The organism is Achromobacter sp. 2789STDY5608621, from assembly GCF_001299375.1.
Taxonomy (GTDB): Bacteria; Pseudomonadota; Gammaproteobacteria; order Burkholderiales; family Burkholderiaceae_B; genus Achromobacter; species Achromobacter insuavis.
Genome location: NZ_CYTU01000028.1, coordinates 1 through 25,348, shown reverse-complemented (window position 1 = coordinate 25,348; position 25,348 = coordinate 1). Strand labels below are relative to the sequence as shown.

Here is a 25,348-nt window from a genome sequence, read left to right as displayed (position 1 = left end):
TCCCCTGGGTAGGATGAAGGCGGGCGCGCGCGGTCAGTTGACCGTGGCGCCGGAAGTCTTGACCACGCCGGCCCATTTATCGACCTCGACGTCGAGGAAGCGCGCCGTGTCGGCGGGCGTCTTCCATTCCGAGGCGAAGCCCTGCGCGGCGAATTTCTGCTGGATGTCGGCGCGGCCCAGCACCTTCTGCAAGGCGCTGTTCAATCGGTCCACCACCGACGCGGGCGTGCCGGCCGGGGCCAGCAGGCCGTTCCAGGCGGTGGCCTCGTAGCCCGGCAGTCCGGCCTCGGCCACGGTGGGCACGTTGGGCGCGGCGGGCGAGCGCGCCGCGCCGGTCACGGCCAGCGCCTTGAGCTTGCCGCCGTTCACGTAGGGCATCGACGACAGCATGGTGTCGAACATGATGTCGGCCTGGCCGCCCATGACGTCCGTCAGCGCCGGCGCGCTGCCGCGATAGGGCACGTGCACCATGCGCACGCCGGCCATGGCGCCGAACAGTTCGGCCGCCAGGTGGGTCGACTGGCCATTGCCCGACGAGGCGAAGGTCAGTTTGCCCGGCGTCGACTTGGCCAGCTCGATCAGCTCGCGCACGTTGCTGGCGGGCAGGTCCGGCCGCGTCACGATCACCAGCGGGCCGCTGGTCAGCAGCGATACCGGCGCGAAGCTCTTGCGGGTGTCGTAGTTCAGGTTCTTGAACAGCGACATGTTGATGGCGTGGGCCGTGGTCGCCAGCAGCAGCGTGTAGCCGTCGGGCGCGGCCTTGGCCACCATGTCGGCGCCGATGTTGCCACCGGCGCCCGAGCGGTTGTCGATGATGATGGTCTGCTTGAGCTCGTCGCCCAGTCCCTGCGCGACCACGCGGGCCACGATGTCCGTCGGGCCGCCCGGGGGATAGGGCACAACCACGGTGATGGGTTTGGCGGGCCAGTCCTGCCCGGCCGAGGCGGCGGCTGCCACCAGGGAAAGCGCGGCCAGGGCCGTGCGGCATGCTGCGATTGCGCGCATGATTGTCTCCTCCGTCGTGCGGATATGTTGTTTTGCTGGGGATGGTGTTGCCGGCGGCGCTTCAAGGCGGCCGGCGCGCCTCGAAACCGAGCAATGCGCGGCCGTCGATCGTGATCGCGCGACCCATGACCTGCTGGCCGATAGCGATGCCGGCGTCGGCATGGCCCATCAGCACCGCGCCCTCTTCCAGGCGCACCAGCACCAGCACGTAGGGCACGTGCGCGCGCCAGAAGGCGTCGGGCGCGCGGTGGATCTCGGTGCGCGCCAGCACTTCGCCCGCGCCGCTGCTGCGCCGCCATGGCAGGTTGGCGCCGCCGCAATGGGCGCAGGCATAGGGACGCAGGGCCCACCACGCGCCGCAATCCTCGCAGCGTTGCAATTCCAGGGGATCGCGGGTGTTCATCGGGCCTCCTGCGCCTGCAGCACCAGGCTGACATGGGCGGACAGCACGCCGCCGTCCGCATGCACCAGCGCGCAGCGCGGCGCGCCCACTTGCCGCGACCCGGCCCGGCCCGCCAGCTGGGTCCAGGCCTCGGCCACGTGCGCCATGCCGCCCGCCACGCCGGAATGCCCGAACGACAGCAGGCCCCCGTGGGTGTTGAGCGGCAGCGGCCCGGCCGCGTCGAAGTCGCCGCGCCGCGCGCGTTCCGCGGCGCCGCCGCGTGGCGCGAAGCCCAGTTCTTCCAGCAGCATGGCCAGCGTGATGGTGAAGGAATCGTAGATGCCCAGGTAGTCGACCTGGTCCTGGCCGATGTCGGCGTCGGCATAGGCCAACTTGAGCGCCCGCGCCGCGCCGGTGTCGAAGAGGTCGCGCAGCGCCGACAGGTGCTGGTGGCGGTGCGCCTGCCCGGCGCCGCTGATGCGCACCGGCCCTTCGTCGGCGCTCACCACCAGCGCGACCGCGCCGTCCGAGATCGGGCAGCAGTCCAGCAGGTGCAGCGGCGTGGCGATGGGCCGGGACGCCAGCACCTGCTCGACGCTGATGGCCTCGTTCAGGTGCGCATGCGGATGGCTGGCGGCATGGCGCCGCATCAGCGCGGCGAACTCGGCCAGGTCCTCGCGGCGGGTGCCGGTCTGGTGCATGTAGGCGGAGGCCAGCAGCGCGTAGTAGGCCGGCACCGAGGCGCCGTTGGGCACTTCGGTATCGGCCTCGCCGACCTGGGCCAAGGTCTGGATGGACGCATCGACGGCCTGGCCGGTCAGGCGGTTCTCGCCCGCCACCACCAGCACGCGGCGGCAGCGGCCGGCGCGCACCAGTTCGCGCGCCAGCATCACCATGGCCGCGCCGGTGGCGCCGCCCATCTGCATGCCGTGCGCGTAGTGCGGGTCCAGGCCCAGCTTTTCGCTGAGCAGCGTGGCCAGCATCAGGTGCGGGAAGGTGGTGGCGTAGCCGCACAGCACGCCGTCGATATCGGCGCGGCGCAGGCCGGACTGCGCCAGCGCGGCGTTGGCGGCCTCGGCCATCAGGTCCAGGGCCGAGCGGCCCTCGTGGCGGCCGAAGCGGGTGGTGGCCGCGGCCAGCAGGTGGGCGTGGCGAAGGTCAGGCATGGGGCATCCAGGCGCGTTCGATGGCGCGGGCTTCGGCCGCCAGGGCCTGGGCCAGTTCCTGTTCGCGCGATTCGACGCGCTCGCTCAAGGCGGCCACGCTGAGCGCGGCGATGGCGCGGCCGCTGGGGCCGCGCACGGCCACGCCCAGGCCGCCCATCTTTTCCACCACCACGTCCAGCAGCATGGCGTGGCCGAGCTTGCGCGCGCGCGCCGTCATCTGTTCCAGCAGGCGCACCGGATAGCGCGGGTAGCGTTCCTGCAACCGCTGGTGCACCGGTGGCAGTACCGCCTGCGCCTCGCTGTCGTCCATGGCCGCCAGCAGCGCCAGGCTGCCGGCGCCGATGCCGAGCGGACGGCGGCTGCCGACCTCCAGGTAGTTGGCGCGGATCGGATAGTCGCCGAAGCACAGGTCCAGGCAGACCGACTCCCAGCCGGTCGGCAGGGACAGGATGACGGTGTCGCCGAACTTGCGCGCCAGGCGGATCAGCGCGGGCCGCGCCAGGGCGCGCAGATCGAGGCCGTCGACCATGGCGTGGTGCATGGCATAGACCTGCGGACCGAGCATGTAGTGCTTGCTGACCGGGTCTCGCTCCACGAAACCCTCGGCCTCCAGGTCCTTCAGGATGCGCAGCGCGGTGGACACGTCCAGCTGCGCCGCCTGGGCGATGTCGGTCAGGCGCTGGACGCGCCGGTTCGACAGGCTGGCGAGGACGCGGCAGACCTTTTTCGTGGCGGAAACCAGGCTTGTATCCGGTGAAGACATGGCAGCGGCATAACCCGATGGCTGAACATGGTCACAAGATAGGCAGGCCCGCGAAGCGGGTAAAGTTGCGTCGCAACAAATTTTCGCCCAGCAACAATCGCGGTTTTGCCGGGCGTTGGCGCCGGGGTCAGGCCGGCTCGGATTCGGGGTGCAGCGTGCGCAGCCGGCGCAGCTCCGGGAACCAGTGCATCCACAGCCCCGCCACCGCGATGGTGCCCAGCCCGCCGACCACTACCGCCGGCACCGCGCCCAGCAGCGCCGCCATCACGCCGGACTCGAATTCGCCCAGCTGGTTGGAGGCGCCGACGAACAGCGTGTTGACCGCGCTGACGCGGCCCAGCATGTGGTCGGGCGTATTCAGCTGCACCAGCGACGAACGCACCACCACGCTGATGGCGTCGGCCGCGCCCAGCACCACCAGCGCGCCCACCGACAGCGGGATCGAGGTCGACAGGCCGAACACGGTGGTGGCCAGGCCGAACAGGATCAGCGCGCCGAACAGCAGGCGGCCGACGTGTTCGCCCAGGCTCAGGCGCGCCAGCGTCAGCGACATCAGCATGGCGCCACAGGCCGGCGCGGCGCGCAGCGCGCCCAGGGCCCAGGGGCCGGCATCGAGGATGTCCTTGGCGAAGATCGGCAGCAGCGCCGTGGCGCCGCCCAGCAGCACCGCGAACAGGTCCAGCGACAGCGTGCCCAGCAGGATGCGGCGCTGGAAGATGAAGGTGATGCCCGCGAACAAGGTGCGCCAGGTGGTGGGCTCCCTGCGCGGCGGGGCGCGGTCGATCGACATGCTGGCGATGCAGGCGAAGCCGCACAGGTACAGCGCGGCCGCCACGCAGTAGATCCACCCGGCCCCCAGGCCATAGCCGATGCCGCCCAGCGCCGGGCCGGCGATCTGCGCGATCTGGCCGCCGGAGGACGACAGCGCGGTGGCGCGCGGCAACCACTCGCGCGGCACGATGGCCGGAATCAGCGTGGTCAGCGTGGGCGCCTCGAAGGCGCGCGCCGAGCTCATGATGATGAGGGTGGCGTAGATCAGCGTCTTGCCGCCGACGCCGTGCAGCGCCGCGATCGCCAGCAGCAGCGTGGCCAGGGTCTCGACCGCCATGCAGATGGCGACGATCTTGCGGCGGTCGTAGCGGTCGGCCACGTGGCCCACCACCAGCGTCAGCGCCGCCATCGGCAGGAACTGCGCCAGCCCGATCAGGCCCAGGTCGAGCGCGCTGCCCGATAGCGCGTAGATCTGCCAGCCCACCGCTACCGAGACGATCTGGAAGGCCAGCGACGCGCCGATGCGCGCGAACAGGAAGTGCAGGAAGGCGGGGCGGTAAAGCGGACTGGGCGAGTCGGGGGCAGGCATCGGGGCGGGCGCGCGGCAGGCGCGCGGACGGCGCCGGAATGCGCATTCTATAAACAGCCGGCTGACGCCAAACTAAAGCGCCCGCCGGCCGTGGGGTCTTGCGTGCCTCCCGGGGGGACGGCCTCAGTCGCCGATCGACACCAGTTCCGCGCCTTCCGTCACCTGGTCGCCGACGGCGTAGAACAGTTCCTCGACCTTGCCGTCGGCCGGCGCCGAGATGGTGTGCTCCATCTTCATGGCCTCCATCACCAGCAGCGGCTGGCCCTTGGCGACGCTGTCGCCGGCCTTGACGGCGATGGAGATGATCTTGCCGGGCATCGGCGCGGTCAGGCCGCCGCCGTGGTCGCCCTGGGTGTCCTGGGCGTGCGCCAGCGGGTCGTACAGGTCCAGCACGCGCGCGCCGCCGTCGCCGAAGACGTGGGCCTTGTCGGCGTGCAGCACCACGGTGCCGGCGCGTTCGCGGCCGTCCAGCGTGATGCGCAGCACGCGGGCCGGGCCCGTGGCCTGCTCGGCGCGCCAGGCGAAGGGCCGGGCGCCGTCGCCGCTGTCCAGGGTCCAGTCGGCGCCCTGACGCGCGACGCCGACGTGGCGGGTCTCGCCGTTGTCGATCCATTGCAGTTGGCGCTGGTAGCGCCCGCCCAGGCGCCAGCCGTCGCGTGTGTCCCACGGATCGGCCGGCGCGGCGGCATGCGGCGCCGATTGCGCCTGGCCCTGGCTGGCCAGCACGGCGGCCGTGGCCAGCGCCAGCGTGGCGGCGTCGGCCGGCGTCGGCTCGGGCAGCAGCGTGGCGCGCTGGCGCTCGATCAGGCCGGTATCGAGGTCGGCGGCGGCGAAGGCGCTGTCGCGCATCAGGCGCGACAGGAAGGCGACGTTGGTCTGCACCCCCACCGCCTGGGTCTGCGCCAGCGCCTGCAGCATGCGGGCGCGGGCCTGGTCGCGGTCGGCGCCGTGCACGATCAGCTTGGCGATCATGGGGTCGTAGAACGGCGTGATGGTGTCGCCGGTGCGCACCCCGCCATCGACGCGGATGTCGCCGTTGGCGAAGGCGACGTGGGCCGGCAGGCCCAGGTAGGCCAGCGTGCCGATCGACGGCAGGAAGCCCTTCTCCGGGTTCTCGGCGTAGATGCGGGCCTCGATGGCGTGGCCGTGGATGCGCAGGTCTTCCTGGCGCGCCGGCAGCGGCTGGCCGGCGGCCACGCGCAGCTGCCATTCGACCAGGTCGTGGCCGGTGATCATCTCGGTGACCGGATGCTCGACCTGCAGGCGCGTGTTCATTTCCATGAAGTAGAAGCGGCCGTCGGGCTCGGCGATGAATTCCACCGTGCCGGCGCCCACATAGCCCACCGCGCGCGCGGCGGCCACGGCGGCTTCGCCCATGGCGCGGCGGCGTTCCTCGGTCATGCCGGGCGCGGGCGCTTCCTCGATCACCTTCTGGTGGCGGCGCTGCACCGAGCAGTCGCGCTCGAACAGGTAGACGCAGTTGCCGTGGGTGTCGGCGAACACCTGGATCTCGATATGGCGCGGCTTCTGCAGATAGCGTTCGATCAGCACGCGGTCGTCGCCGAAGCTGGAGGCGGCCTCGCGCTGGCACGAGGCCAGCGCATCGAGGAACGCGCCCGTCGATTCGACCACGCGCATGCCCTTGCCGCCGCCGCCGGCGCTGGCCTTGATCAGCACCGGATAGCCGATGGCGTCGGCCTGTTCCTTGAGGAATTGCGGGTCCTGGTTGTCGCCGTGGTAGCCGGGCACCAGCGGCACGCCGGCCTTTTCCATCAGCGACTTGGCCGCGGACTTGCTGCCCATGGCGGCGATGGCCGAGGCCGGCGGGCCGACGAAGGCGATGCCGGCCTGTTCGGCGGCTTCGGCAAAGGCTTCGTTCTCCGACAGGAAGCCGTAGCCGGGGTGGATGGCGCCGGCGCCGGTGTCGCGCGCGGCTTGCAGGATGGCGTCGGCGCGCAGGTAGCTGGCGCGCGGCTCGGGGCCGCCGATATGCACCGCGACGTCGCAAGCGGCGACGTGGCGGGCGTTGGCGTCGGCGTCGGAATAGACGGCGACGGTGCGGATGCCCAGGCGGCGGGCGGTGGCGGCGACGCGGCAGGCGATCTCGCCGCGGTTGGCAATCAGCAGGGTATCGAACATGGCGTTATCCAGACTGGGATGATTCGTTGACTACGTTGCAGCGGCGAGCGCGTTGCATCCAAAACCCTCACACGTCGCATTACGCCGACCTTATCGGGGACACCGCGGATCCGGCTTCGCCGGTCCGCCGGTGTCGCCCCCTTGAGGGGGCGCGCGCAGCGCGTAGGGGGTGGGTTCTTCTACATCCGGAAGACGCCGAAGCGCGTGTCCTCGATCGGCGCATTCAGCGCCGCCGACAGCGCCAGCCCCAGCACGCGGCGCGTGTCGGCCGGCGCGATGATGCCGTCGTCCCACAGCCGCGCGGTGGCGTAGTACGGATGGCCCTCGCGTTCGTACTGCTCGCGGATCGGCGCCTTGAAGGCGTCTTCCTCGGCCGCCGACCACTGGCCGCCGCGCGCCTCGATGCCGTCGCGCTTGACCGTGGCCAGCACGCTGGCGGCCTGCTCGCCGCCCATCACCGAGATGCGCGCGTTGGGCCACATGAACAGGAGGCGCGGCGAATAGGCGCGGCCGCACATGCCGTAGTTGCCGGCGCCGAACGAGCCGCCGATCAGCACGGTGAACTTGGGCACGTTGGCCGTGGCCACCGCCGTCACCATCTTGGCGCCGTGGCGCGCGATGCCTTCGTTTTCGTACTTGCGGCCGACCATGAAGCCGGTGATGTTCTGCAGGAACACCAGCGGGATCTTGCGCTGCGCGCACAGCTCGATGAAGTGCGCGCCCTTCTGCGCCGATTCCGAGAACAGGATGCCGTTGTTGGCGACGATGCCCACTGGCATGCCGTGGATGTGGGCAAAGCCCGTCACCAGCGTGGGGCCGAAGCGCGCCTTGAATTCGTCGAACTCGGAGCCGTCGACGATGCGCGCGATGACCTCGCGCACGTCATACGGCTTGCGCGTGTCGGCGGGGATGATGCCGTTCAGCTCGGCCGGGTCGTAGCGCGGCTCGCGCACCGGCACGGTGGCCAGCGGCGCGGGCTTCTGGCGGTTCAGGCGCGCCACGGCGCCGCGCGCCAGTTGCAGCGCGTGCATGTCGTTGGCCGCCAGGTGGTCGGCCACGCCCGACAGGCGCGTGTGCACGTCGCCGCCGCCCAGGTCCTCGGCGCTGACTTCCTCACCGGTGGCGGCCTTCACCAGCGGCGGGCCGCCCAGGAAGATGGTGCCCTGGTTCTTGACGATGATGGACTCGTCGCTCATGGCGGGCACGTAGGCGCCGCCGGCGGTGCACGAGCCCATCACCACCGCGATCTGCGCGATGCCTTGCGCCGACATCTGCGCCTGGTTGTAGAAGATGCGGCCGAAGTGTTCGCGGTCGGGAAAGACCTCGTCCTGCTGCGGCAGGTTGGCGCCGCCGGAGTCGACCAGGTAGACGCACGGCAGCCGGTTCTGCGCGGCGATCTCCTGCGCGCGCAGATGCTTCTTGACCGTCATCGGGTAGTAGGTGCCGCCCTTGACGGTGGCGTCGTTGCAGACGATCACGCATTCGTTGCCGGCGATGCGGCCGATGCCGGTGATGACGCCCGCGCCCGGCGCGTCGCCGTCGTACATGCCGTGCGCCGCCATCGGCGACAGTTCCAGGAACGGCGACCCCGGATCAATCAGGTTCTCGACGCGGTCGCGCGGCAGCAGCTTGCCGCGCGCCACGTGCTTGGCGCGCGAGGATTCGCTGCCGCCCAGCGCGGTCTGCGCCAGTTGCCGGCTCAGGTCGTCCAGCTGCGCCTGCATGGCGCGCGCGTTGTCGGTGTAGTCCTGCGACCGCGGATTGATGCGGGATTCGATGATGGGCATGGGGTACCACCCGTCCTGCTGATTGGGATGTTGAAGGCGCTCGGGATCGAGCGGTTTGTCTCGCTGCCCGCTGAGCCGGGCATTCTTGTCATGGATTAACTCAGCTGCATTTCGTTGCGCCTCTCCCGCACGGCCCGCGACCGACCCGTCGCGGACTTCGCCTTGCGGAAAAGGCGCAGCGAAATGATGCCCCTCGGTGTACCCGCTACGCGGGCTTCCTGCCCCCCGAGGGGGCGCTTTTTCCCAGGGACATCCAGGGAAAAAGTGCGCCTCGGGAGAAGTACCGCCTTAGATCATCTCGATCGCCATCGCCACGGCTTCGCCGCCGCCGATGCACAGCGTGGCCACGCCGCGCTTGCCGCCGGTCTTGCGCAGCGCGCCGATCAGCGTGGTCATCAGGCGGGCGCCGGAGGCGCCGATGGGGTGGCCCAGGGCGGTGGCGCCGCCGTGCACGTTGACCTTGTCGTGCGGCAGCTTGAAGTCGGCCATGGCGGCCATGGTGACCACCGCGAAGGCTTCGTTGATCTCGTACAGGTCCACGTCCTCGGCCTTCCAGCCGGTCTTGGCGAACAGGTTCTTCAACGCGCCGACGGGGGCGGTGGTGAACCAGTTCGGTTCCTGCGAGTGCTGGCTGTGCGCCACGATGCGGGCCAGCGGCTTGACGCCGAGCTTCTCGGCGGTGGAGGCGCGCATCAGCACCATGGCGGCGGCGCCATCGGAGATCGACGACGAGTTGGCGGCGGTGACGGTGCCGTCCTTCTTGAACGCGGGCTTGAGGGTGGGGATCTTTTCCGGCATGGCCTTGGTGGGGGCCTCGTCGGTGTCGATCACGGTGTCGCCCTTGCGGCCGGCGACCGTGACGGGGGTGATTTCCCACTTGAAGCTGCCGTCCTCGGTGGCGGCGCGGGCGCGGCGCAGCGATTCCAGCGAGAACGCGTCCTGCTGCTCGCGGGTGAACGAATACTTGGCGGCGCAGTCCTCGGCGAACACGCCCATGGCCTTGCCCTTGTCGTAGGCGTCTTCCAGGCCGTCCAGCGCCATGTGGTCATACACGGTGTTGTGGCCGTAGCGGTAGCCCTGGCGGCCCTTGAGCAGCAGGTAGGGGGCGTTGCTCATGCTTTCCTGGCCGCCAGCGACGACGATGTTGGCCGAGCCCGCGGCCAGCAGGTCGTGGCCGAACATGGCGGCCTTCAGGCCCGAACCGCACACCTTGTGGATGGTGGTGCACGCCACGCCCAGCGGCAGGCCCGCGCCCAGCGCGGCCTGGCGCGCGGGCGCCTGGCCCTGGCCGGCCTGCAGCACGTTGCCCATGATGACTTCTTCGATCTGTTCGGGCTTGACGCCGGCGCGCTCGACGGCGGCCTTGATGGCGATCGAGCCGAGTTCGTGCGCGGCCAGGCCGGACAGGCTGCCGAGCATGCCGCCCATGGGCGTGCGGGCGACGGAAACGATAACGATGGGATCTGACATGACTAGCTCCTGTGAGGGTCGGGACAGCGTCTGCTTACGAGGCCGCGCCGGCGGATGCCGGGCGCAGGCGTCTGTCCGTATCGTAAGGGAAAAATTCTTCGATCCGGCCTTGCGCCACGTGGGCGCGGCAGGCCTGCCACCAATCCGGTTCCAGCAGGTCGGCATGGTGGCGCAGGAAGGCGCCGCGCACGCGCGCGTCGCCCAGCAGGAAGCGGCCGAACTCCTCGGGGAAGACGTCGTTCGGTCCGATGGCGTACCAGGGTTCCGACGCCATTTCCGCCTCCTCGTTGGGGGCGGGCGGAATCCGTCGGAAATTCATTTCGGTCATGCGCTGGATTTCGTCGTAGTCGTAGAACACGACCCGTCCGAGCCGCGTCACGCCGAAGTTCTTGTAAAGCATGTCGCCGGGGAAGATGTTGGCCGCGGCCAGCTGGCGGATGGCGTCGCCGTATTCGCGCACGGCCGGCTCCAGCAGCGCGTCGGACGCCTGGCTCAGGTACAGGTTCAGCGGCGTCATGCGCCGCTCGATGTAGACGTGGCGGATGACCACGGTGTCCCCGGTTTCCTCGATCAGGCTGGGCACCAGGCGCCGCAGTTCGTCCAGCAGCGGCGCGGCGAAGCGGTCGCGCGGCAGCGCCACCTGGGAATATTCCCAGGTATCGGCCATGCGGCCGACGCGGTCGTGCAGCTTGACCATCTGGTACTTGCGCCGCACGGTGGCGTGGTCCATGCCGTCCTTGTCGATGCGGTCCTTGATCAGCTTGAACACGTAGGGATAGGACGGCAGCGTGAACACGCACATCACCATGCCCTTGATGCCGGGCGCGATGTCGAAGGCGTCGCGCGAATGCGCCAGGTGGTGCAGGAAATCGCGGTAGAACAGCGTCTTGCCTTGCTTCTGCAGCCCGATCATGGTGTACAGCTCGGCCTTGGGCTTGCGCGGCAAGAGGCTGGCCAGGAAGTTGACCACCGCGGCCGGCGTCTCCATGTCCACCAGGAAATACGCGCGCGTGAAGCTGAACAGCGTGCTCAGGTCGTCCGCGCCCAGCAGCAGCGCATCCAGGTTCACCTGCCCGGCCGGGTTGCGCGTGAGCGCCACGGCGAAGGGGTAGACGGTGCCCTGGTTGATCAGGCGGCCGACGATGTAGGCGCCCTTGTTGCGAAAGAACAGCGAGCCCAGCGCGTGCACCTGGCAGTCGCTGGCGATGCGGCGGCCGACGTGGCGCGGCAACTGCTGGCGCAGCTGCCGCACCGCGGCGCGCGCCAGCAGGCGGGTGTCGCGCGGCAGGTCCTCGAACGGCAGCGCCAGGCCGAAGTCGGCCACCATGCGGATCAGGCTCTTCTGCAGGCCCTCGGTCACCGGGTAGTAGACCCGGTACGACGGCATGCGGCTGTCCAGGTAGTCGGTGGCCACGGCCGGCCGCACGAACAGGAAATCGTTGTGGAAATAGTCGCGATGCAGCAGCCGGCACGACACCGAGTTGAAGAAGGTCTCGGCGCATTCGGGCTGGCGGTGCTCGCCCAGCAGGCCGACGAATTCCTGCTTGATCTGCTGCCAGTAGGCGGTCTGCGTCGCGGTCAGGGCCGGGGCGGCCGCGCCGTTGGCCTCGTCGGCGCCGTGGACGCCGACCGCGCCTTCGGGACGGCCGCGCAGCACGCCCTCGAGCTGGCTGGCGCACTCGCGCACCCGCATGTCGTAGTACTCGATGCGTTCGCGCGACAGGCGCTGGATGCCGTGCCAGTCGCCCGATTCGAATAGCGCCTTGGCGCGCTGCGCGCTGTAGCGGAACAGCGCGTAGTGGCGGTCGAAGCCGGCCAGGATCCGCCGCGCGACCTCCAGCGCCGAGGGGCCCTGCGCGGGCGCCTGCTCGATGTGCTGGACGTCGGACGTGCGGATCATGGCGGCCGGGCTCAGGCGGTTTCGGCGAACAGCTCGCGGCCGATCAGCATGCGGCGGATTTCGCTGGTGCCGGCGCCGATCTCGTACAGCTTGGCGTCGCGCCAGAGGCGGCCCACGGGGTATTCGTTGATGTAGCCATTGCCGCCCAGGATCTGCACGCCCTCGCCGGCCATCCAGGTGGCTTTCTCGGCGGTGTACAGGATCAGCGCGGCGCAGTCCTTGCGCACCTGGCGCACGTGCTCGGCGCCGAGGCGGTCGAGGTTCTTGCCGACCTGGTAGCAGAAGGCGCGGCTGGCCTGCAGCGTGGTGTACAGGTCCGCCACCTTGCCCTGGATCAGCTGGAATTCGCCAATGGCCTGGCCGAACTGCTTGCGGTCATGGATGTACGGCACCACCACGTCCATCACGGCCTGCATGATGCCGACCGGGCCGCCCGACAGCACCGCGCGTTCGTAGTCCAGGCCGCTCATCAGCACCTTGACGCCGCCGTTGACCTGGCCCAGCACGTTTTCCTCGGGGATCTCGCAATCCTGGAACACCAGTTCGCCGGTGTGGCTGCCGCGCATGCCGAGCTTGTCCAGCTTCTGCGCCACCGAGAAACCCTTGAAGCCCTTTTCCACCAGGAACGCGGTGATGCCGCGCTGGTGCGCCTCGGGGTCGGTCTTGGCGTAGACCACCAGGGTGTCGGCGTCGGGGCCGTTGGTGATCCACATCTTGGTGCCGTTGAGCACGTAGCGGTCGCCCTTCTTGTCGGCGCGCAGCTTCATGCTGACCACGTCCGAGCCGGCGCCCGGTTCGCTCATGGCCAGCGCGCCGACGTGTTCGCCGGAAATCAGCTTGGGCAGGTATCTGGCCTTCTGCGCCGGGGTGCCGTTGCGGTTGATCTGGTTGACGCACAGGTTCGAGTGGGCGCCATAGGACAGGCCGATCGAGGCGCTGGCGCGGGAGATTTCCTCCATCGCCACCATGTGGGCCAGGTAGCCCATGTTGGCGCCGCCGTATTCCTCGCTGGCCGTCATGCCCAGCACGCCCAGGTCGCCGAACTTGCGCCAGAGGTCCATGGGGAACTGGTCGCTGCGGTCGACTTCGGCGGCGCGCGGCGCGATCTCGGCCTGCGCGAAAGTGCGCACGGCGTCGCGCAGCATGTCCAGGTCTTCGCCCAGATCGAAGTTCAGGCCAGGAAGGTTCATCGCTGTCTCCGTGATAGTGGGTACTTACATTCTTATGGGCGCCAGGATCGCGCCGGATCTCGCCGCGTGGCCCCATGATGCGCTGATCGACGCTGGCTACGCAATGATGCACCGCAAATATTACGTTTACGTAAACGTAAATAAGAGTCGGGTTTTCCCTAGGCAAATGTTTGCGTCCCGGGGGAACGCCCCTGGGTACTATTCCCCGGATCCTTGAAACCTCAAATTTTGTTACGGAGTCAGCGGTGTCCGACCTGGCCAATCTCGACGATATTGTGGCGCTGCGGCGCGACCTGCACGCCCATCCCGAGCTCTGCTACGAAGAGCACCGCACCGCCAAGGTGGTGGCCGATGCGCTGCGCGGCTGGGGCATCGAGACCCATACCGGCATCGCCAAGACCGGCGTGGTCGGCGTCATCAAGCGCGGCGCTTCCGACCGCGCCATCATGCTGCGCGCCGATATGGACGCCCTGCCGATGCAGGAAGAGAACCAGTTCGAGCACCGCTCGCGCCACGACGGCAAGATGCACGGCTGCGGCCACGACGGCCACACCGCCATGCTGCTGGCCGCCGCGCGCCACCTGCAACAGCAGGGCGGCTTCGACGGCACGGTCTATTTCTGCTTCCAGCCGGCCGAGGAAGGCGGCGCCGGCGGCCGCGCCATGATCCAGGACGGCCTGTTCGACCGCTTTCCCTGCGAGGCCGTGTTCGGCATGCACAACTGGCCCGGCCTGGAGGCCGGTTCGTTCGGCGTCTGCGCCGGCCCGATGATGGCGTCCGCCAACGGCTTCAAGATCACCGTGCGCGGCAAGGGCGGCCACGCCGCCGCGCCGCACGACTGCGCCGACCCGGTGCCGGCGCTGTTCGCCATCGGCCAGTCGCTGCAGACCATCCTGACCCGCAGCAAGCGCCCGCTGGACGCCGCCGTGTTGTCCATCACCCAGGTGCAGGCCGGCGGCAGCGTCATCAATGTGATCCCGGGCAGCGCCTGGCTGGGCGGCTCGGTGCGCGCCTACAGCACCGACGTGGTCGACCTGATCGAGCGCCGCATGCACGAGATCGCCGGCAGCATCGCCGCCGCCCATGGCTGCGAGGCCGAGGTCTATTTCGAGCGGCGCTATCCGGCGCTGATCAATACGCCGGCCGAGACCGAGTTCTGCATGGAGGTCATGCGCGAGGTGGCCGGCGCCGACCACGCCCGCGTGATCGAGCCGGTGATGGCCTCGGAGGACTTCGCCTTCCTGCTGCAGGCAAAGCCCGGCTGCTACGTGTTCCTGGGCAACGGCGACGGCGACCATCGCATGGCCGGCCACGGCCTGGGCCCGTGCATGCTGCATAACACCAGCTACGACTTCAACGACGCCCTGATCGCGCCGGGCGCGAGCTACTGGGTGCGCCTGGCGCAGCGCTACCTGGCCGGCTGATCGCGCGCGGCCGTCGCGACGCGCGTGTCGCCTTCGCGGTCACCGCCTTTGTCGCCACGACAAGTTTTCCTTTTGCTTTACCCGTTTCACGCATTACCTCACGCAGTGCTACGCAACACCACAAGGAAGCTATGAAAAAGAAGATGTTGTTCACGGCCGCGGGGGCGGCCCTGGCGATCATGACGGGCGGCGCCGCGCTGGCGCAGGGCTGGCCCGCCAAGCCCATCACCCTGGTCGTGCCCTACACCGCCGGCGGCAGCGCCGACGCGATCGGCCGCCGCCTGGGCGACGTGCTGCGCAAGGAGGCCAACGCCACCGTCATCGTCGAAAACAAGCCCGGCGCGGGCGCCTCGGTCGGCACCGACTTCGTGGCGCGCGCCCAGCCGGACGGCGCCACCCTGCTGCTGGCTTCCACCAGCCCGCTGACCATCTTCCCGCACCTGGCCAAGACCAACTACGACCCGATGAAGGACCTGACGCCGGTGGCCAGCGTGGCCGTGGCGCCCGTGGCCATCGTCGCCACCAAGGCCCTGCCGGTGAAGGATTTCGCCGGCCTGATCGACTACGCCAAGTCGCACCCGGACGGCGTGCGCTACGGCACGCCGGGCCAGGGCACCGTGGCCCACATCGGCATGGCGGCGCTGACCACGCAGACCGGCACCAAGATGCTGCACGTGCCCTACCGCGGCAACAGCCAGGCGCTGACCGACGGCCTGGGCGGCGTGGTCGAGCTGCTGGTGGTCAACACCGACGTGGTGCTGCCGCACGTGGCCAGCGGCGCGCTCAAGCCGCTGGCGGTGATGGCGCCCGAGCGCCTGGCCGCCTGGCCCGACGTGCCCACGATGGCCGAACTGAAGCTGCCGCAGGCGCAGTACTACTCGAACTTCGGCATCTTCGCGCCGGCCAATCTGCCGCCGACGGTGGCGGGCCCGCTGCAGGCCGCGCTGGCCAAGGCCGTGGCCAGCGCCGAGTTCCAGGACCTGCTGGCCAAGTCCTACCTGCAGCCCGGCACCGCGTCCGGCGAGGCCTTCGTCAAGCAGGTGCAGGCGGAATACGCCAACAACGCCCGCATCATCAAGGAAGGCAACATCAAGGCGGAATGACGCCAGCGCCGCCTGAATGTCGGCGGTCCAATGCAAAGCGCGCTCCTTGTGGAGCGCGTTTTTTATTGGCGCGGGCAGGGCTGGTTTGCGTCATGCGAATCGGGCGTGGCGTTCGGACGGCGCCAACCGATCTGAGTGATGGTCTGACATATGCCCCCAGGATCGTGTGTGAGTCGTTATCTCCCCGGTAATCTCTTCGAGCAAGGCCTACGCAAAGCGGGACTTGATTAGGGAAACGTTCGAATGAAGTTGCGCACACGATTCACTTTCACTTGGCTTCTGGGGCTTGGACTTGTCTGCGCGACTGCCGCGGCATATGACCCGACGACAGAGGTTCCCGTCTGGCACATGAGCATGTTCTCTCGCGCCAATTGCATCAACAATGAATCCATTTCATGGGATACCAGTGGCGCTTCATATTGGAACTTGTATACGCAGTCGTACCAAACCAACCTGGACGACTTCTCTGAAGTTTTTATCAGCGCCGGACCGGAAGTAACTTGGCGGTCTGCGGCAGTCGCATGGTTTGCAGCAGGAGAAGGCTTTTGGCAGGTCGAAGGCTATCACCTCATTCAGCCCGCTCCGCGAACGGATCCGGATGAGGGCTGGGCGCTGATCTACCAGAATTGCACGGACAGTTTTGGTGGCGCAACGGCCACCCTGGAAGAGTGCGTACGTACCTTGGCCGATGATTGCAGCTTCTAGAGAGCGCTCAATGTTCCACAGCAGTTACAAAGCCACTGTCCTTGCACTGGTTATTCTTTTTCCCTGGCCTGGAGGCATGGTTCATGCCGCAGCGCCCGTTCCCACTGAGTTCCCTGCGGTGGGAGACCTTCAACCTCCCGCCAACATGCCTGTAGATGCCAGAAAGCGGTGGGAAGAACGAAAATTGCGTCAAATTCGACCGAAGGCGCGTAGCGCCAAGCCAATCGTCTTCAGTGACCTCGCGTCCGTGCCTGTCCTGCAACGCTCATTCAAGCCGTTGAAGGCACGCGTTGAACAACTCGCGCAAGCACACAACAGCCTTCCCGCGCGACTACGCTCCTCCTGGATACATCCGGCGGACGTATCAAAGGGTCCGCTGAGCCGCTGTGCCTTGCAGTGCCAGACACCCGCCGGTGTTGAAGTGGACGCCAAGCTGACCGGCCTGGTCCGCGCCTATGAGTGCCCAGACGTGGACGCCGTCATCCTTTCGGAAACACTGTTGAGTAAAGGAGGCATGGTCAATCTGCTATCCGCTGAACAAGTGAACGCGACGATGTCAGCGGGCGGTCATCCACGCGGTGTTGTGGCGACCCGCCTGGTTCGGCCCGAGGATGGTCAGGAGATGACGATGGTGCGTTGGCGCAGTGGCGAAAAAATGATGACGCTTCGCGTGGCGGGAACACAAGCGCCATCACTGGATTTCGTACGCAAGGTCATGGAGAGCATGCCGGATTGATCCTGACTACCTTCCATGCGCGGAAAGGCCTTCTATGTTGGTCTCGGATCAATCCGCGTGAGTGGTGTCGGGACGCAATACCCAGTCTTGGAGGTGTGTCAGGCGGCTTTAGGCCCGAACATGATCACCAGCATCCCCGCCAGGCACAGCCCCACGCCGACATAATCGCTGACGCTGGGCCGCACGCCATCGACCGCCCACAGCCACAGCAGCGCCATGCCGATGTACACGCCGCCATAGGCCGCATAGACGCGACCCGACGCGGTCGGGTGCAGCGTCAGCAGCCAGGCGAACAGGGCCAGGCTGACGGCGGCCGGCGCCAGCAGCCAGATCGAATGGCCGCGGCGCAGCCACAGGTACGGCAGGTAGCAGCCGACGATCTCGGCCAGCGCGGTCAGGACGAACAGCGCGAAGGTCTGCAGCATGCCCATGACGCGGTCAGGCTCGCTGCTGCGCGAGCAGGTCGTGGCACTGGCGTTCCTGCACCGCGATTTCCTGCAGGGTGTCTTCGATGTCGCGGCGCTGCTGTTCCAGCGTGGCGCGATGCTGGGCCAGCACCGCCAGGTACTGGCGCAACTGCACCTCGGTGTCGCCGGGGCCGTCGTACATGTCGATCAGCGTCAGGATCTCGGACAGCTGCAGGCCCAGGCGCTTGCCGCGCAGGGCCAGCTTCAGGCGCGTGCGGTCGCGCGGTCCGAAGATGCGGTTGCGGCCCTCGCGCGCCGGGCTGACGATCCCCTGGTCTTCATAGAAGCGGATCGTGCGGGGCGTGACGTCGAACTCGCGGGCGAGCTCGGAGATGGTCCAGGTTGACGGGGACATGCGACGTGTGGCAGTTTACGTAAACGTAAATTATGATGACTTGACGCGATCGTCAAGCGTGGAGAGCGAGGCAATGAACCCCAACGAACAGAAGCTGCAGTATCCCTGGGCCGATTTCCAGCCCGAGGCCGGCCGCGCCCACCAGGTGGCCGAGGGCGTCAAATGGATCCGCATGCCGCTGCCGTTCGCGCTGGATCATATCAATCTCTGGCTGCTGCGTGATCGCATCGACGGCCGCGACGGCTGGACCATCGTCGACTGCGGCATCTCGCGCGACGAGGTCAAGGCGCTATGGGAAAAGGTGTTCGAGAACGAACTCGAGGGCCTGCCGGTGCTGCGCGTCATCGTCACCCACATGCACCCCGACCACATCGGCCTGGCCTACTGGCTCTGTGAACGCTGGGATGCGCGGCTGTGGATGACCATGACCGACTTCATGGTCGCGTCGCTGTGGTCGTCGCGCCGCAATGACGCCGGCGCTGGTCCCGGCGGCCAGTCGGCCGTCGACCACTTCGCCCGTCACGGACTGACCGATCCGGACGCGCAGGAACAGATCCGCCAGCGCGCCAACTACTTCCCCAACCTGGTGCCGGCGGTGCCCGCGCGCTACACCCGCATCATGCACGGCGACCCGGTGCGCATCGGCGCGCGCGACTGGCGCGTCATCGTCGGCTACGGCCACGCGCCCGAGCACGCCTCGCTGCATTCGCCCGACCTGGGCGTGCTGATCTCCGGCGACATGGTGCTGCCGCGCATCTCCACCAACGTCAGCGTGTTCGACTACGAGCCCGACGCCAATCCGTTGCCGCTGTACCTGCGCTCGCTCGACGGCTACGCCGACGTGCCGCGCGACACGCTGGTGCTGCCGTCGCACGGCCGGCCGTTCAAGGGCCTGCACGAACGCATCGCGCAGCAGCACGAGCATCACCGCGACCGCCTGGCCGAAGTGCTGGAAGCCTGTGCGGCCGCTCCGCAATCGACCTCGGACATCGTGCCGGTGCTGTTCAAGCGCAAGCTCGACCTGCACCAGCTGACCTTCGCCATGGGCGAGGCGCTGGCGCACCTGCATGCCTTGTACTTCGAGGGCAAGCTGACCCGCGCCACCGGCGCGGACGGCATCGTGCGCTTCAAGGCGGCCTGACGCGGTATTGCGCCGCGTTGCGCGGCGGCCTTCCGCGGGCGCGAGCCGGCCGTGTCAGCGCGTGGCCGTCGCCAGCCGCACCGCCAGCCCCACGAACACCAGCGCCGCGATGCGGTTGAGCCAGCGCTTGGCGGTGACCGAGCGTTGCAGCAGTTCGCCGAACGCGCCCGAGAAGAAGGCGATGGCGCCGAACACCAGCAGCGTGGCCAGCATGAACACCGCGCCCAGCTGCACCGTCTGCCAGCCCACCGAACCCAGTTTGGGCGAGGTGAACTGCGGCAGGAAGGCGAAGAAGAACAGCAGCACCTTCGGGTTGGTCAGGTTCATGACGATGCCGCGGCGGTACAGCGCGGACGTCTTCATCGGCGCCGGCCGTTCGCCATCCTCGGCATGTACCGGCGCCCGCAGGATCTGCCAGGCCAGATAGGCCAGATACGCCGCGCCGGCCAGCTTCAATACCGTGAAGGCCACCGGCGAGGCGGCGAACACCGCGGCCAGCCCCAGCGCCACCGCGGCGGTATGGCCCAGCAGGCCGGTGCACAGCCCCAGCACCACGAACAGCCCGGCCTTGCGGCCCCAGATGGCCGACTGCATCAACACGAACAGGTTGTCGGGTCCGGGCGTGAGGGCCAGCAATACGGCAATGCCGAAGAAAGCGATCAGGGAATCGAAGGGCAGCATGGGGTCTCGCCAGGGTCGGGCGGCGCCTTGCGCGCCGGCAATCAAGTGGCATCATACGAGGAAACCAAGGAGACACCATGTCCGCCGTACCCGAATCCGCTGCCGCGCGCCCCGACGCTGCGCTCGAAGGCTGGCTGCGCGCGCGCCACAGCTGCCGCGCCTTTCTGCCCGGGCCGGTGCCGCGCGCCACCATCGAACGCATCCTGACGCTGGCGCAGCGCACCGCGTCCTGGTGCAACTGCCAGCCGTGGCAGGTGACGGTGGCCTCGGGCGACGGCGCGCGGCGTCTGAGCCGGGCCCTGGTGGAACGCGCCGGGCAATCGGGTTTCACGCCCGACTTCCCGTTTCCGCGCGAGTACCAGGGCGACTACCTGGCGCGGCGCCGCGAGTCGGGCTTCCAGCTGTACGGCGCGGTGGGCGTGGCGCGCGGCGACCGCGAGGCCTACCGCCGCCAGGAGCTGCGCAACTTCCAGTTGTTCGACGCGCCGCACGTGGCCATCATCACCACCGACGAGGCGCTGGGCGAATACGGCGCCATCGACTGCGGCGGCTACGTCGCCAATTTCCTGCTGGCGGCGCAGGCCAATGGCGTGGCCACGGTGGCCCAGGCCTCGCTGGCGATGTATCCCGAAGTGCTGCGTGAGCAGCTCGGCATCGGCGCCGACCGCCGCGTGGTCTGCGCCATCTCGTTCGGCTACGCGGACGCCGCGCATCCGGCCAACAGCTACCGCACCCGCCGCGCCGACCTGGACGCGGCGGTGCGCTGGATCGACTGACACCGGACCGGGGGCGCGACATCCGCGCGCGTTCCTGCTACGGTTCGGATTCCCCACAATACGCAAGCACTCCCTCTTGAAGATGGCTACCAAACACATCGATACGGTTTTGCAGCACGCGGGCACCGCCCCGTTCAACCCCGAGACGGGCACCGCGCCGGTGCCGCTGCCGCCGATGCGGGCCAGCACGGTGCGCTTCGAGAACCTGGCGGCGCTGGAAAAGGCCCAGCGCACCAAGGCCGCCGGTGGCCGCGCCACCACCTACGGCCGCATGGGCATGGACACGCACGCCGCGCTGGAGCAGGTCTTCGCGCAGCTCGAAGGCGGCACCCACGCGTATCTCGCGCCGTCGGGCCTGTCGGCCATGACGATGGTGATGCTGGCGTTGTGTTCGGCCGGCGACCATGCCCTGATCTCCGATTGCGTCTACGGCCCGATGCGCGAGCTCGACGATGCCGTGCTCAAGCGCATGAACATCGCCGTCACCTACTTCGCCGCCGGCGAGGACCTGGACGCGCTGGTGCAGCCCAACACCAGGCTGCTGTATGTGGAATCGCCCGGCTCGCTGCTGTTCGAGATGCTCGACATGGGCGCCATGGCCGCCGTCGCGCAGCGCCACGGCCTGGTGCTGGCGACCGACAACACCTGGGGCTCGGGCTACATCTATCGGCCGCTGACGCTGGGCGCGCAGGTGTCGGTCATCGCCGGCACCAAGTACGTGGGCGGCCACTCCGACCTGATGCTGGGCGCGGTGGTCACCAATGACGAAGCCATCGCCAGGAAGCTGAACCGCACGCAGTACGCGATGGGTTATTCCATCAGCGCCGACGATGCCTGGCTGGCGCTGCGCGGCGTGCGCACCATGCCGATCCGCATGGCGCAGCACGCGCGCCACGCGCTGGAGGTCTGCGAGTTCTTCAAGCAGCGCCCCGAGACCGTGCGCCTGTTCCACCCGGCCTGGCCGCAGGACCCGGGCCACGCGCTGTGGCAGCGCGACTGCACCGGTTCCAACGGCATGCTGTCCGTCGAGCTGCGCCTGTCGCCGGCCGCGGCGCGCGTGTTCGTGGACGAACTGGAACTGTTCGGCATCGGTTTCTCGTGGGGCGGCTACGAAAGCCTGGTGCAGCTGGTGTCCCCCAAGGACCTGTCGAAACACCGCTATTGGGGCGAGGGCGAGAACGCGCTGGTGCGCCTGCACATCGGCCTGGAGTCGCCGCAGGACATCATCGCCGACCTGACCCAGGCGCTGGAAAAGGCCGCGGCGGTCAAGGGCTGACCCCGGCGTGACCGCGGGCCGGGCCGTGCCCGGCCGACGCGCCATCCCCACCCGCGACGAAGGCCGGCGCAAGCCCTTGTGGCAAGGCGCCGCCGTATGTCAGGCGTTGGCGCGGATCCACGCGCCGATGCGCGCGGCGATGTCGTCGCTGTTGTCGTCCATCATCGGCATGTGCGAATTGCCGCGGATACCCATGTCGGCCAGTCGCCAGCGGGTGACGCGGCCGCCCCGTGCTGCCAACTGGTCGGCGTAGGCCTGCCCGGCCGCATCCAGCCTGGCCCATAGCGGCGTGGCGTCGAGATAGTCGCCATAGACGAACAGGAACGGCTTGCCCGCCACCGCCGTCGGGTCCACTTCCGCCGAGAACCCCGACGGCTCGATGCCGATGACGCCGCGGACCAGTTCCGGCCGCGCCTGCAGCGCGCGGTAGGCCACTTCGCCGCCATGGCTGTGCGCCAGCACCAGGCACGGGCCGATGCGTTCCAGCGCGGCGCAGAAGCCCGCCAGCGCCGCATCGTTGTTGCCCAGCCAGCGCGGCACGGCGTGGCGGATGAAATCATCGAAGGCCGCCAGCGGAAAGCGCTGGCCGTCGAACGCGCGGCGCTGCGCGTAGTCCTCGGCGCGGCCGAAGCGGAACAGCGACCAGCTTTCCTCGGCGTTGCGCACGATCGGCGCATCCGGCCAGACCTCCTCGAACGGCGTCCAGCCGGCGCGGCCGCGCTCGACGTTGTCGACCACATAGACCGCGTGGCCCTGCCGCACGAAATGCTGCAGCCAGCCATGCCGGCCGTCCGGCGTCTGTTCCCACATCGCGCCGGTCATGCCGCCGCCGTGCAGCAGCACCAGCGGCAGCGGGTGGCGGCGCTCGGCGGGGATGAAGTACTGCACGTAGGCCTGCTCGACGTGGTACAGCCCGTTGGGGTCGTACGTCAGCGAGGCGGTCTTGGTGAAGGCGATCTCGCGCACGGGGCGGCCGGCGATATGGGCCTGCCGCCCGCCCGCGTAGAAGCTGCCGAAATCGGCCAGCGCCAGGGGGCCTATTTCTTGACCAGCGAGCATTGGCTTTCCGACAGGGGCCAGGCGAGCGAGTCGCCGGGAATGGTGCGCACGATGTTGTAGTAGTCCCAGGGCGCCTTGGACTGGTCGGGCGATTTCACCTGCGCCAGCATCATGTCGCGCACCACCAGGCCGTCTTCGCGGATGTGCGCGTTCAGGCTGAAGGGGTCGTCGATCGGCATCGACTTCATCTTCGCCATCACCGCGTCCGAATCGGTCGTGCCGGCCGCCTGCACCGCGCGCAGGTAGTGGCGCACCGAGCTGTACACGCCGGCCTGCAGGAAGGTGGGCGGGCGGCCCAGGCGGGCCTCGAACTTCTTGGTGAAGGCGCGGGTGCCGTCGTTCATGTCCCAATAGGACGGCACCGTCAGGTAGGTGTGCTGCGCGGCCTGTAGGCCCAGGCTGTGCACGTCGGTCAGCAGCAACAGCATCGCCGCCAGCTTCTGGCCGCCGCTGGAGATGCCGAATTCGGCCGCCTGCTTGATCGCCGAGATGGTGTCGCCGCCGGCGTTGGCGACGGCGATGATCTGCGCCTTGGAGGCCTGCGCCTGCAGCAGGAACGAGGCGAAGTCCGAGGCGTTGAGCGGATGGAACACCGTGCCCACGACCTCGCCGCCGTTGGCTTTGACCACGGTCTCGGTGTCGGCGGCCAGCTGCTTGCCGAAGGCGTAATCGGACGCCAGGATGAACCAGCGCTTGTTGCCTTCCTTGACCACGGCGGTGGCGGTGCCGCGCGACAGCGCGTAGGTGGTGTAGGTCCATTGCACGCCATAGGGCGAGCATTGCGCCTGCGTCAGCGCGGTGGTGCCGGGGCTGGAGAACAGCACCAGCTTCTTCTTTTCGCGCGCGATGCCCTGCACCGCCAGCGCCACCGATGAATTGGGCACATCCACCACCACGTCGACGCCGTCGGTGTCGTACCACTTGCGCACCATGCTGCTGCCGATGTCGGGCCGGTGCTGGTGGTCGCCGGACACCAGCGACACGGGCTTGCCGAGCACGCTGCCGCCCAGTTCCTCGATCGCCAGGCGCGCGGCCTCGACCGAACCGCGTCCGGTGGCGTCGGCGGTGACGCCGGCCATGTCCGTCAGGACGCCTATCTTCACGCCATCGGCGTCATTGGCGTGCGCGCTCAGGCCGGCCAGCGCCAGGCACGCGCCCAGCGCCGCGCGGCGCAGGAATTGCTGTCTCATTTGTCTTCCACCCTTGTAGGCCGCGCGGGGCGGCGAATTATTGTGGGAGGAAGTGTAGCCCGCGGCGCGGCGTTTGCCGCGTCCGCGCGCCCTGGGGATGACCCCATGAAAAACGCCCCGGCCGGAAGGCGCGGGGCGTTTTCAGGAACGTGATTCAGGCGCGGGTCAGTTGCCGCGGGCCATCGGGATCAGCTGGTTCACTTCCTTCAGGGCGCCTTCGTAGCTGTTGCCCGCCATGACCGGCGAGGTCATGAACTTGCCGCCCACGGCGAAGGACGGCGTGCCGTCGATGCGATAGGCCTCGGCCAGCTGGTTGGCGCGCTGCACCTGGGTCTGGACGCTGAACGAGTCGAACACCGAGTCGAACTTGGCGCGGTCCACGCCTTGCGAGGCGGCCCACTCGCCCATGGCCTTCTTGTCGATCAGGCGCTTGTGCTCGCCGTGGATGGCGGTGAAGACCTTGGCGTGCAGGTCGGGGCGATCCAGGGCCAGCAGCGTGTAGTACAGCTGTTGCAGCGGCTTCATGCCGGCGTTGAAGGCGATCGGCACCTGCTTGAGCACGACGTCTTCGGGCTTGGTCTTGGCCCAGTCCTCGACCATGGGTTCCATGGCGGCGCAGTGCGGGCAGGTGTAGGCGAAGAATTCCAGGACCTCGATCTTGCCCGGGGTATCCGACGGCAGCGGCGGATTGATCGGCACGTAGGCCTGGGTGCCCTGGGCGTGGCTGACCGGGCTGAAGAACGCGGTGGCGGTCAGCGCGGCGGCTGCCAGGATGCGGATGAGCTTGGGGGACAGCATGATGGGGTGAGGTTCCTGAACAAAGAGGTTACAGACAGGGCCAGGCCCGGATTAGTTCAATCAAAAACCATGATGGGGGCGCCGTGTTACTGGCGCACCACCGCCGTTTCAATCTTGTTTTCGCCCAACCGGCCGCGGGCGCGGTTCATGTCGTCCAGGCGGGCGAACGGACCGACGCGCACGCGGTTGATCGGCTTGCCGTTGACCTCGGCCTTCTGCACCGCCACCGGCAGGCCCAGCAGGATGATGCGGGCCTTGAGCGATTCGGCGTCGTCCTGACCGCGGAAGGCGCCGGCCTGCAGGTAGTACGAGCCATTGGCCGACGCCGTCGGGGCGGCGCTGGCGACCGGCGCCTTGGCCGCGGGCGCCGGGGTCGGCGCCATCTTGGCGATGGGCGTGGGCGGCGCGCTGGCGGCCGGCGCGGGCGTGGGGGCCACGGCCGGCGCGGCGGCGGGGGGGGTGTTGGAGGTCGGCA

Annotated in this window: 24 protein-coding genes; 7 read left to right on the top strand and 17 right to left on the bottom strand. The window is 68.7% G+C overall.

Going from position 1 to position 25,348, the window contains the following annotated elements; translation table 11 throughout:
- Window positions 1–33 precede the first annotated feature (33 nt).
- From AOZ53_RS22295 to AOZ53_RS22250, 10 genes are all read right to left on the bottom strand, one after another.
- Window positions 34–1,005 (bottom strand): tripartite tricarboxylate transporter substrate binding protein, encoded by a 972-nt coding sequence (locus tag AOZ53_RS22295; protein ID WP_054433905.1) that lies wholly within the window; start codon window positions 1,003–1,005, stop codon window positions 34–36.
- Window positions 1,006–1,066: 61 nt separating this feature from the next.
- The gene (locus AOZ53_RS22290) at window positions 1,067–1,408 is read right to left on the bottom strand and encodes a Zn-ribbon domain-containing OB-fold protein (RefSeq protein ID WP_054433907.1); all 342 of its coding nucleotides are present in this window, start codon (window positions 1,406–1,408) and stop codon (window positions 1,067–1,069) included.
- Window positions 1,405–2,553 carry a thiolase family protein gene (locus AOZ53_RS22285; protein ID WP_054489383.1) on the bottom strand — a complete coding sequence of 383 codons (1,149 nt, stop codon included), beginning with the start codon at window positions 2,551–2,553 and terminating at the stop codon, window positions 1,405–1,407. Before AOZ53_RS22285 ends, AOZ53_RS22290 begins: the two co-directional genes overlap by 4 nt.
- Window positions 2,546–3,316: an IclR family transcriptional regulator gene (locus tag AOZ53_RS22280; protein WP_054433911.1), complete on the bottom strand. Its 771-nt coding sequence runs from the start codon at window positions 3,314–3,316 to the stop codon at window positions 2,546–2,548. The genes AOZ53_RS22285 and AOZ53_RS22280 overlap by 8 nt, the downstream gene beginning before the upstream one ends.
- A gap of 127 nt (window positions 3,317–3,443) precedes the next feature.
- On the bottom strand, window positions 3,444–4,676 hold the full coding sequence (locus AOZ53_RS22275; RefSeq protein WP_054433913.1) for an MFS transporter: 1,233 nt from the start codon (window positions 4,674–4,676) through the stop codon (window positions 3,444–3,446).
- Between the two features lie 123 nt (window positions 4,677–4,799).
- The gene (locus AOZ53_RS22270; RefSeq protein ID WP_054475326.1) at window positions 4,800–6,815 is read right to left on the bottom strand and encodes an acetyl/propionyl/methylcrotonyl-CoA carboxylase subunit alpha; all 2,016 of its coding nucleotides are present in this window, start codon (window positions 6,813–6,815) and stop codon (window positions 4,800–4,802) included.
- Window positions 6,816–6,994: 179 nt separating this feature from the next.
- Window positions 6,995–8,602 carry a carboxyl transferase domain-containing protein gene (locus AOZ53_RS22265; RefSeq protein ID WP_054433916.1) on the bottom strand — a complete coding sequence of 536 codons (1,608 nt, stop codon included), beginning with the start codon at window positions 8,600–8,602 and terminating at the stop codon, window positions 6,995–6,997.
- A gap of 288 nt (window positions 8,603–8,890) precedes the next feature.
- Window positions 8,891–10,072, bottom strand: coding sequence for an acetyl-CoA C-acetyltransferase (locus AOZ53_RS22260; RefSeq protein ID WP_054433917.1), 1,182 nt, complete (start codon window positions 10,070–10,072; stop codon window positions 8,891–8,893).
- A gap of 34 nt (window positions 10,073–10,106) precedes the next feature.
- Window positions 10,107–11,972, bottom strand: coding sequence for a bifunctional isocitrate dehydrogenase kinase/phosphatase (gene aceK / locus AOZ53_RS22255; RefSeq protein ID WP_054433918.1), 1,866 nt, complete (start codon window positions 11,970–11,972; stop codon window positions 10,107–10,109).
- An 11-nt stretch (window positions 11,973–11,983) separates the two neighbouring features.
- Complete coding sequence (locus AOZ53_RS22250; protein ID WP_054433919.1) at window positions 11,984–13,162, bottom strand: isovaleryl-CoA dehydrogenase; 1,179 nt, start codon at window positions 13,160–13,162, stop codon at window positions 11,984–11,986.
- Between the two features lie 245 nt (window positions 13,163–13,407).
- Here AOZ53_RS22250 and AOZ53_RS22245 point away from each other — a divergent pair, with 245 nt between their 5' ends.
- From AOZ53_RS22245 to AOZ53_RS34360, 4 genes are all read left to right on the top strand, one after another.
- Window positions 13,408–14,586 (top strand): M20 aminoacylase family protein, encoded by a 1,179-nt coding sequence (locus tag AOZ53_RS22245; protein WP_054433920.1) that lies wholly within the window; start codon window positions 13,408–13,410, stop codon window positions 14,584–14,586.
- A 131-nt stretch (window positions 14,587–14,717) separates the two neighbouring features.
- Entirely contained in the window at window positions 14,718–15,689 is a 972-nt protein-coding gene (locus AOZ53_RS22240) for a Bug family tripartite tricarboxylate transporter substrate binding protein (protein WP_054475315.1), read from the top strand.
- Window positions 15,690–15,932: 243 nt separating this feature from the next.
- Window positions 15,933–16,394: a hypothetical protein gene (locus AOZ53_RS34365; protein WP_156333481.1), complete on the top strand. Its 462-nt coding sequence runs from the start codon at window positions 15,933–15,935 to the stop codon at window positions 16,392–16,394.
- A gap of 10 nt (window positions 16,395–16,404) precedes the next feature.
- Complete coding sequence (locus tag AOZ53_RS34360) at window positions 16,405–17,130, top strand: hypothetical protein (protein ID WP_156333480.1); 726 nt, start codon at window positions 16,405–16,407, stop codon at window positions 17,128–17,130.
- Between the two features lie 98 nt (window positions 17,131–17,228).
- Here AOZ53_RS34360 and AOZ53_RS22230 read toward each other — a convergent pair whose 3' ends face one another.
- Both AOZ53_RS22230 and AOZ53_RS22225 read right to left on the bottom strand, forming a co-directional pair.
- The gene (locus AOZ53_RS22230; protein WP_180180090.1) at window positions 17,229–17,561 is read right to left on the bottom strand and encodes a YnfA family protein; all 333 of its coding nucleotides are present in this window, start codon (window positions 17,559–17,561) and stop codon (window positions 17,229–17,231) included.
- A gap of 7 nt (window positions 17,562–17,568) precedes the next feature.
- Window positions 17,569–17,952, bottom strand: a complete 384-nt coding sequence (locus AOZ53_RS22225; RefSeq protein ID WP_006392261.1) for a MerR family transcriptional regulator — start codon at window positions 17,950–17,952, stop codon at window positions 17,569–17,571.
- A gap of 73 nt (window positions 17,953–18,025) precedes the next feature.
- Here AOZ53_RS22225 and AOZ53_RS22220 point away from each other — a divergent pair, with 73 nt between their 5' ends.
- The gene (locus AOZ53_RS22220) at window positions 18,026–19,093 is read left to right on the top strand and encodes an MBL fold metallo-hydrolase (protein WP_054475309.1); all 1,068 of its coding nucleotides are present in this window, start codon (window positions 18,026–18,028) and stop codon (window positions 19,091–19,093) included.
- Between the two features lie 54 nt (window positions 19,094–19,147).
- On the opposite strand, the gene AOZ53_RS22215 is transcribed toward AOZ53_RS22220, so the two are convergent.
- The gene (locus AOZ53_RS22215) at window positions 19,148–19,774 is read right to left on the bottom strand and encodes a LysE family translocator (RefSeq protein WP_054433924.1); all 627 of its coding nucleotides are present in this window, start codon (window positions 19,772–19,774) and stop codon (window positions 19,148–19,150) included.
- Between the two features lie 77 nt (window positions 19,775–19,851).
- Between AOZ53_RS22215 and AOZ53_RS22210 the strand changes: the two genes are divergently transcribed.
- Complete coding sequence (locus AOZ53_RS22210; protein ID WP_054475307.1) at window positions 19,852–20,550, top strand: nitroreductase; 699 nt, start codon at window positions 19,852–19,854, stop codon at window positions 20,548–20,550.
- Between the two features lie 82 nt (window positions 20,551–20,632).
- On the top strand, window positions 20,633–21,826 hold the full coding sequence (metC, locus tag AOZ53_RS22205; protein ID WP_054489431.1) for a cystathionine beta-lyase: 1,194 nt from the start codon (window positions 20,633–20,635) through the stop codon (window positions 21,824–21,826).
- 99 nt (window positions 21,827–21,925) lie between these two features.
- On the opposite strand, the gene AOZ53_RS22200 is transcribed toward metC, so the two are convergent.
- The 4 genes from AOZ53_RS22200 to AOZ53_RS22185 form a co-directional block, all read right to left on the bottom strand.
- A complete protein-coding gene (locus tag AOZ53_RS22200) occupies window positions 21,926–22,885 on the bottom strand; it encodes an alpha/beta hydrolase (protein WP_054489381.1) in 960 nt (319 codons plus the stop codon).
- A complete protein-coding gene (locus tag AOZ53_RS22195) occupies window positions 22,864–24,075 on the bottom strand; it encodes an ABC transporter substrate-binding protein (RefSeq protein ID WP_054475297.1) in 1,212 nt (403 codons plus the stop codon). The genes AOZ53_RS22200 and AOZ53_RS22195 overlap by 22 nt, the downstream gene beginning before the upstream one ends.
- A 165-nt stretch (window positions 24,076–24,240) precedes the next feature.
- Window positions 24,241–24,873 carry a thiol:disulfide interchange protein DsbA/DsbL gene (locus tag AOZ53_RS22190; protein WP_054433928.1) on the bottom strand — a complete coding sequence of 211 codons (633 nt, stop codon included), beginning with the start codon at window positions 24,871–24,873 and terminating at the stop codon, window positions 24,241–24,243.
- An 86-nt stretch (window positions 24,874–24,959) separates the two neighbouring features.
- On the bottom strand, window positions 24,960–25,348 hold a 389-nt coding region (locus tag AOZ53_RS22185; RefSeq protein WP_197286512.1), incomplete at its 5' end, for an SPOR domain-containing protein.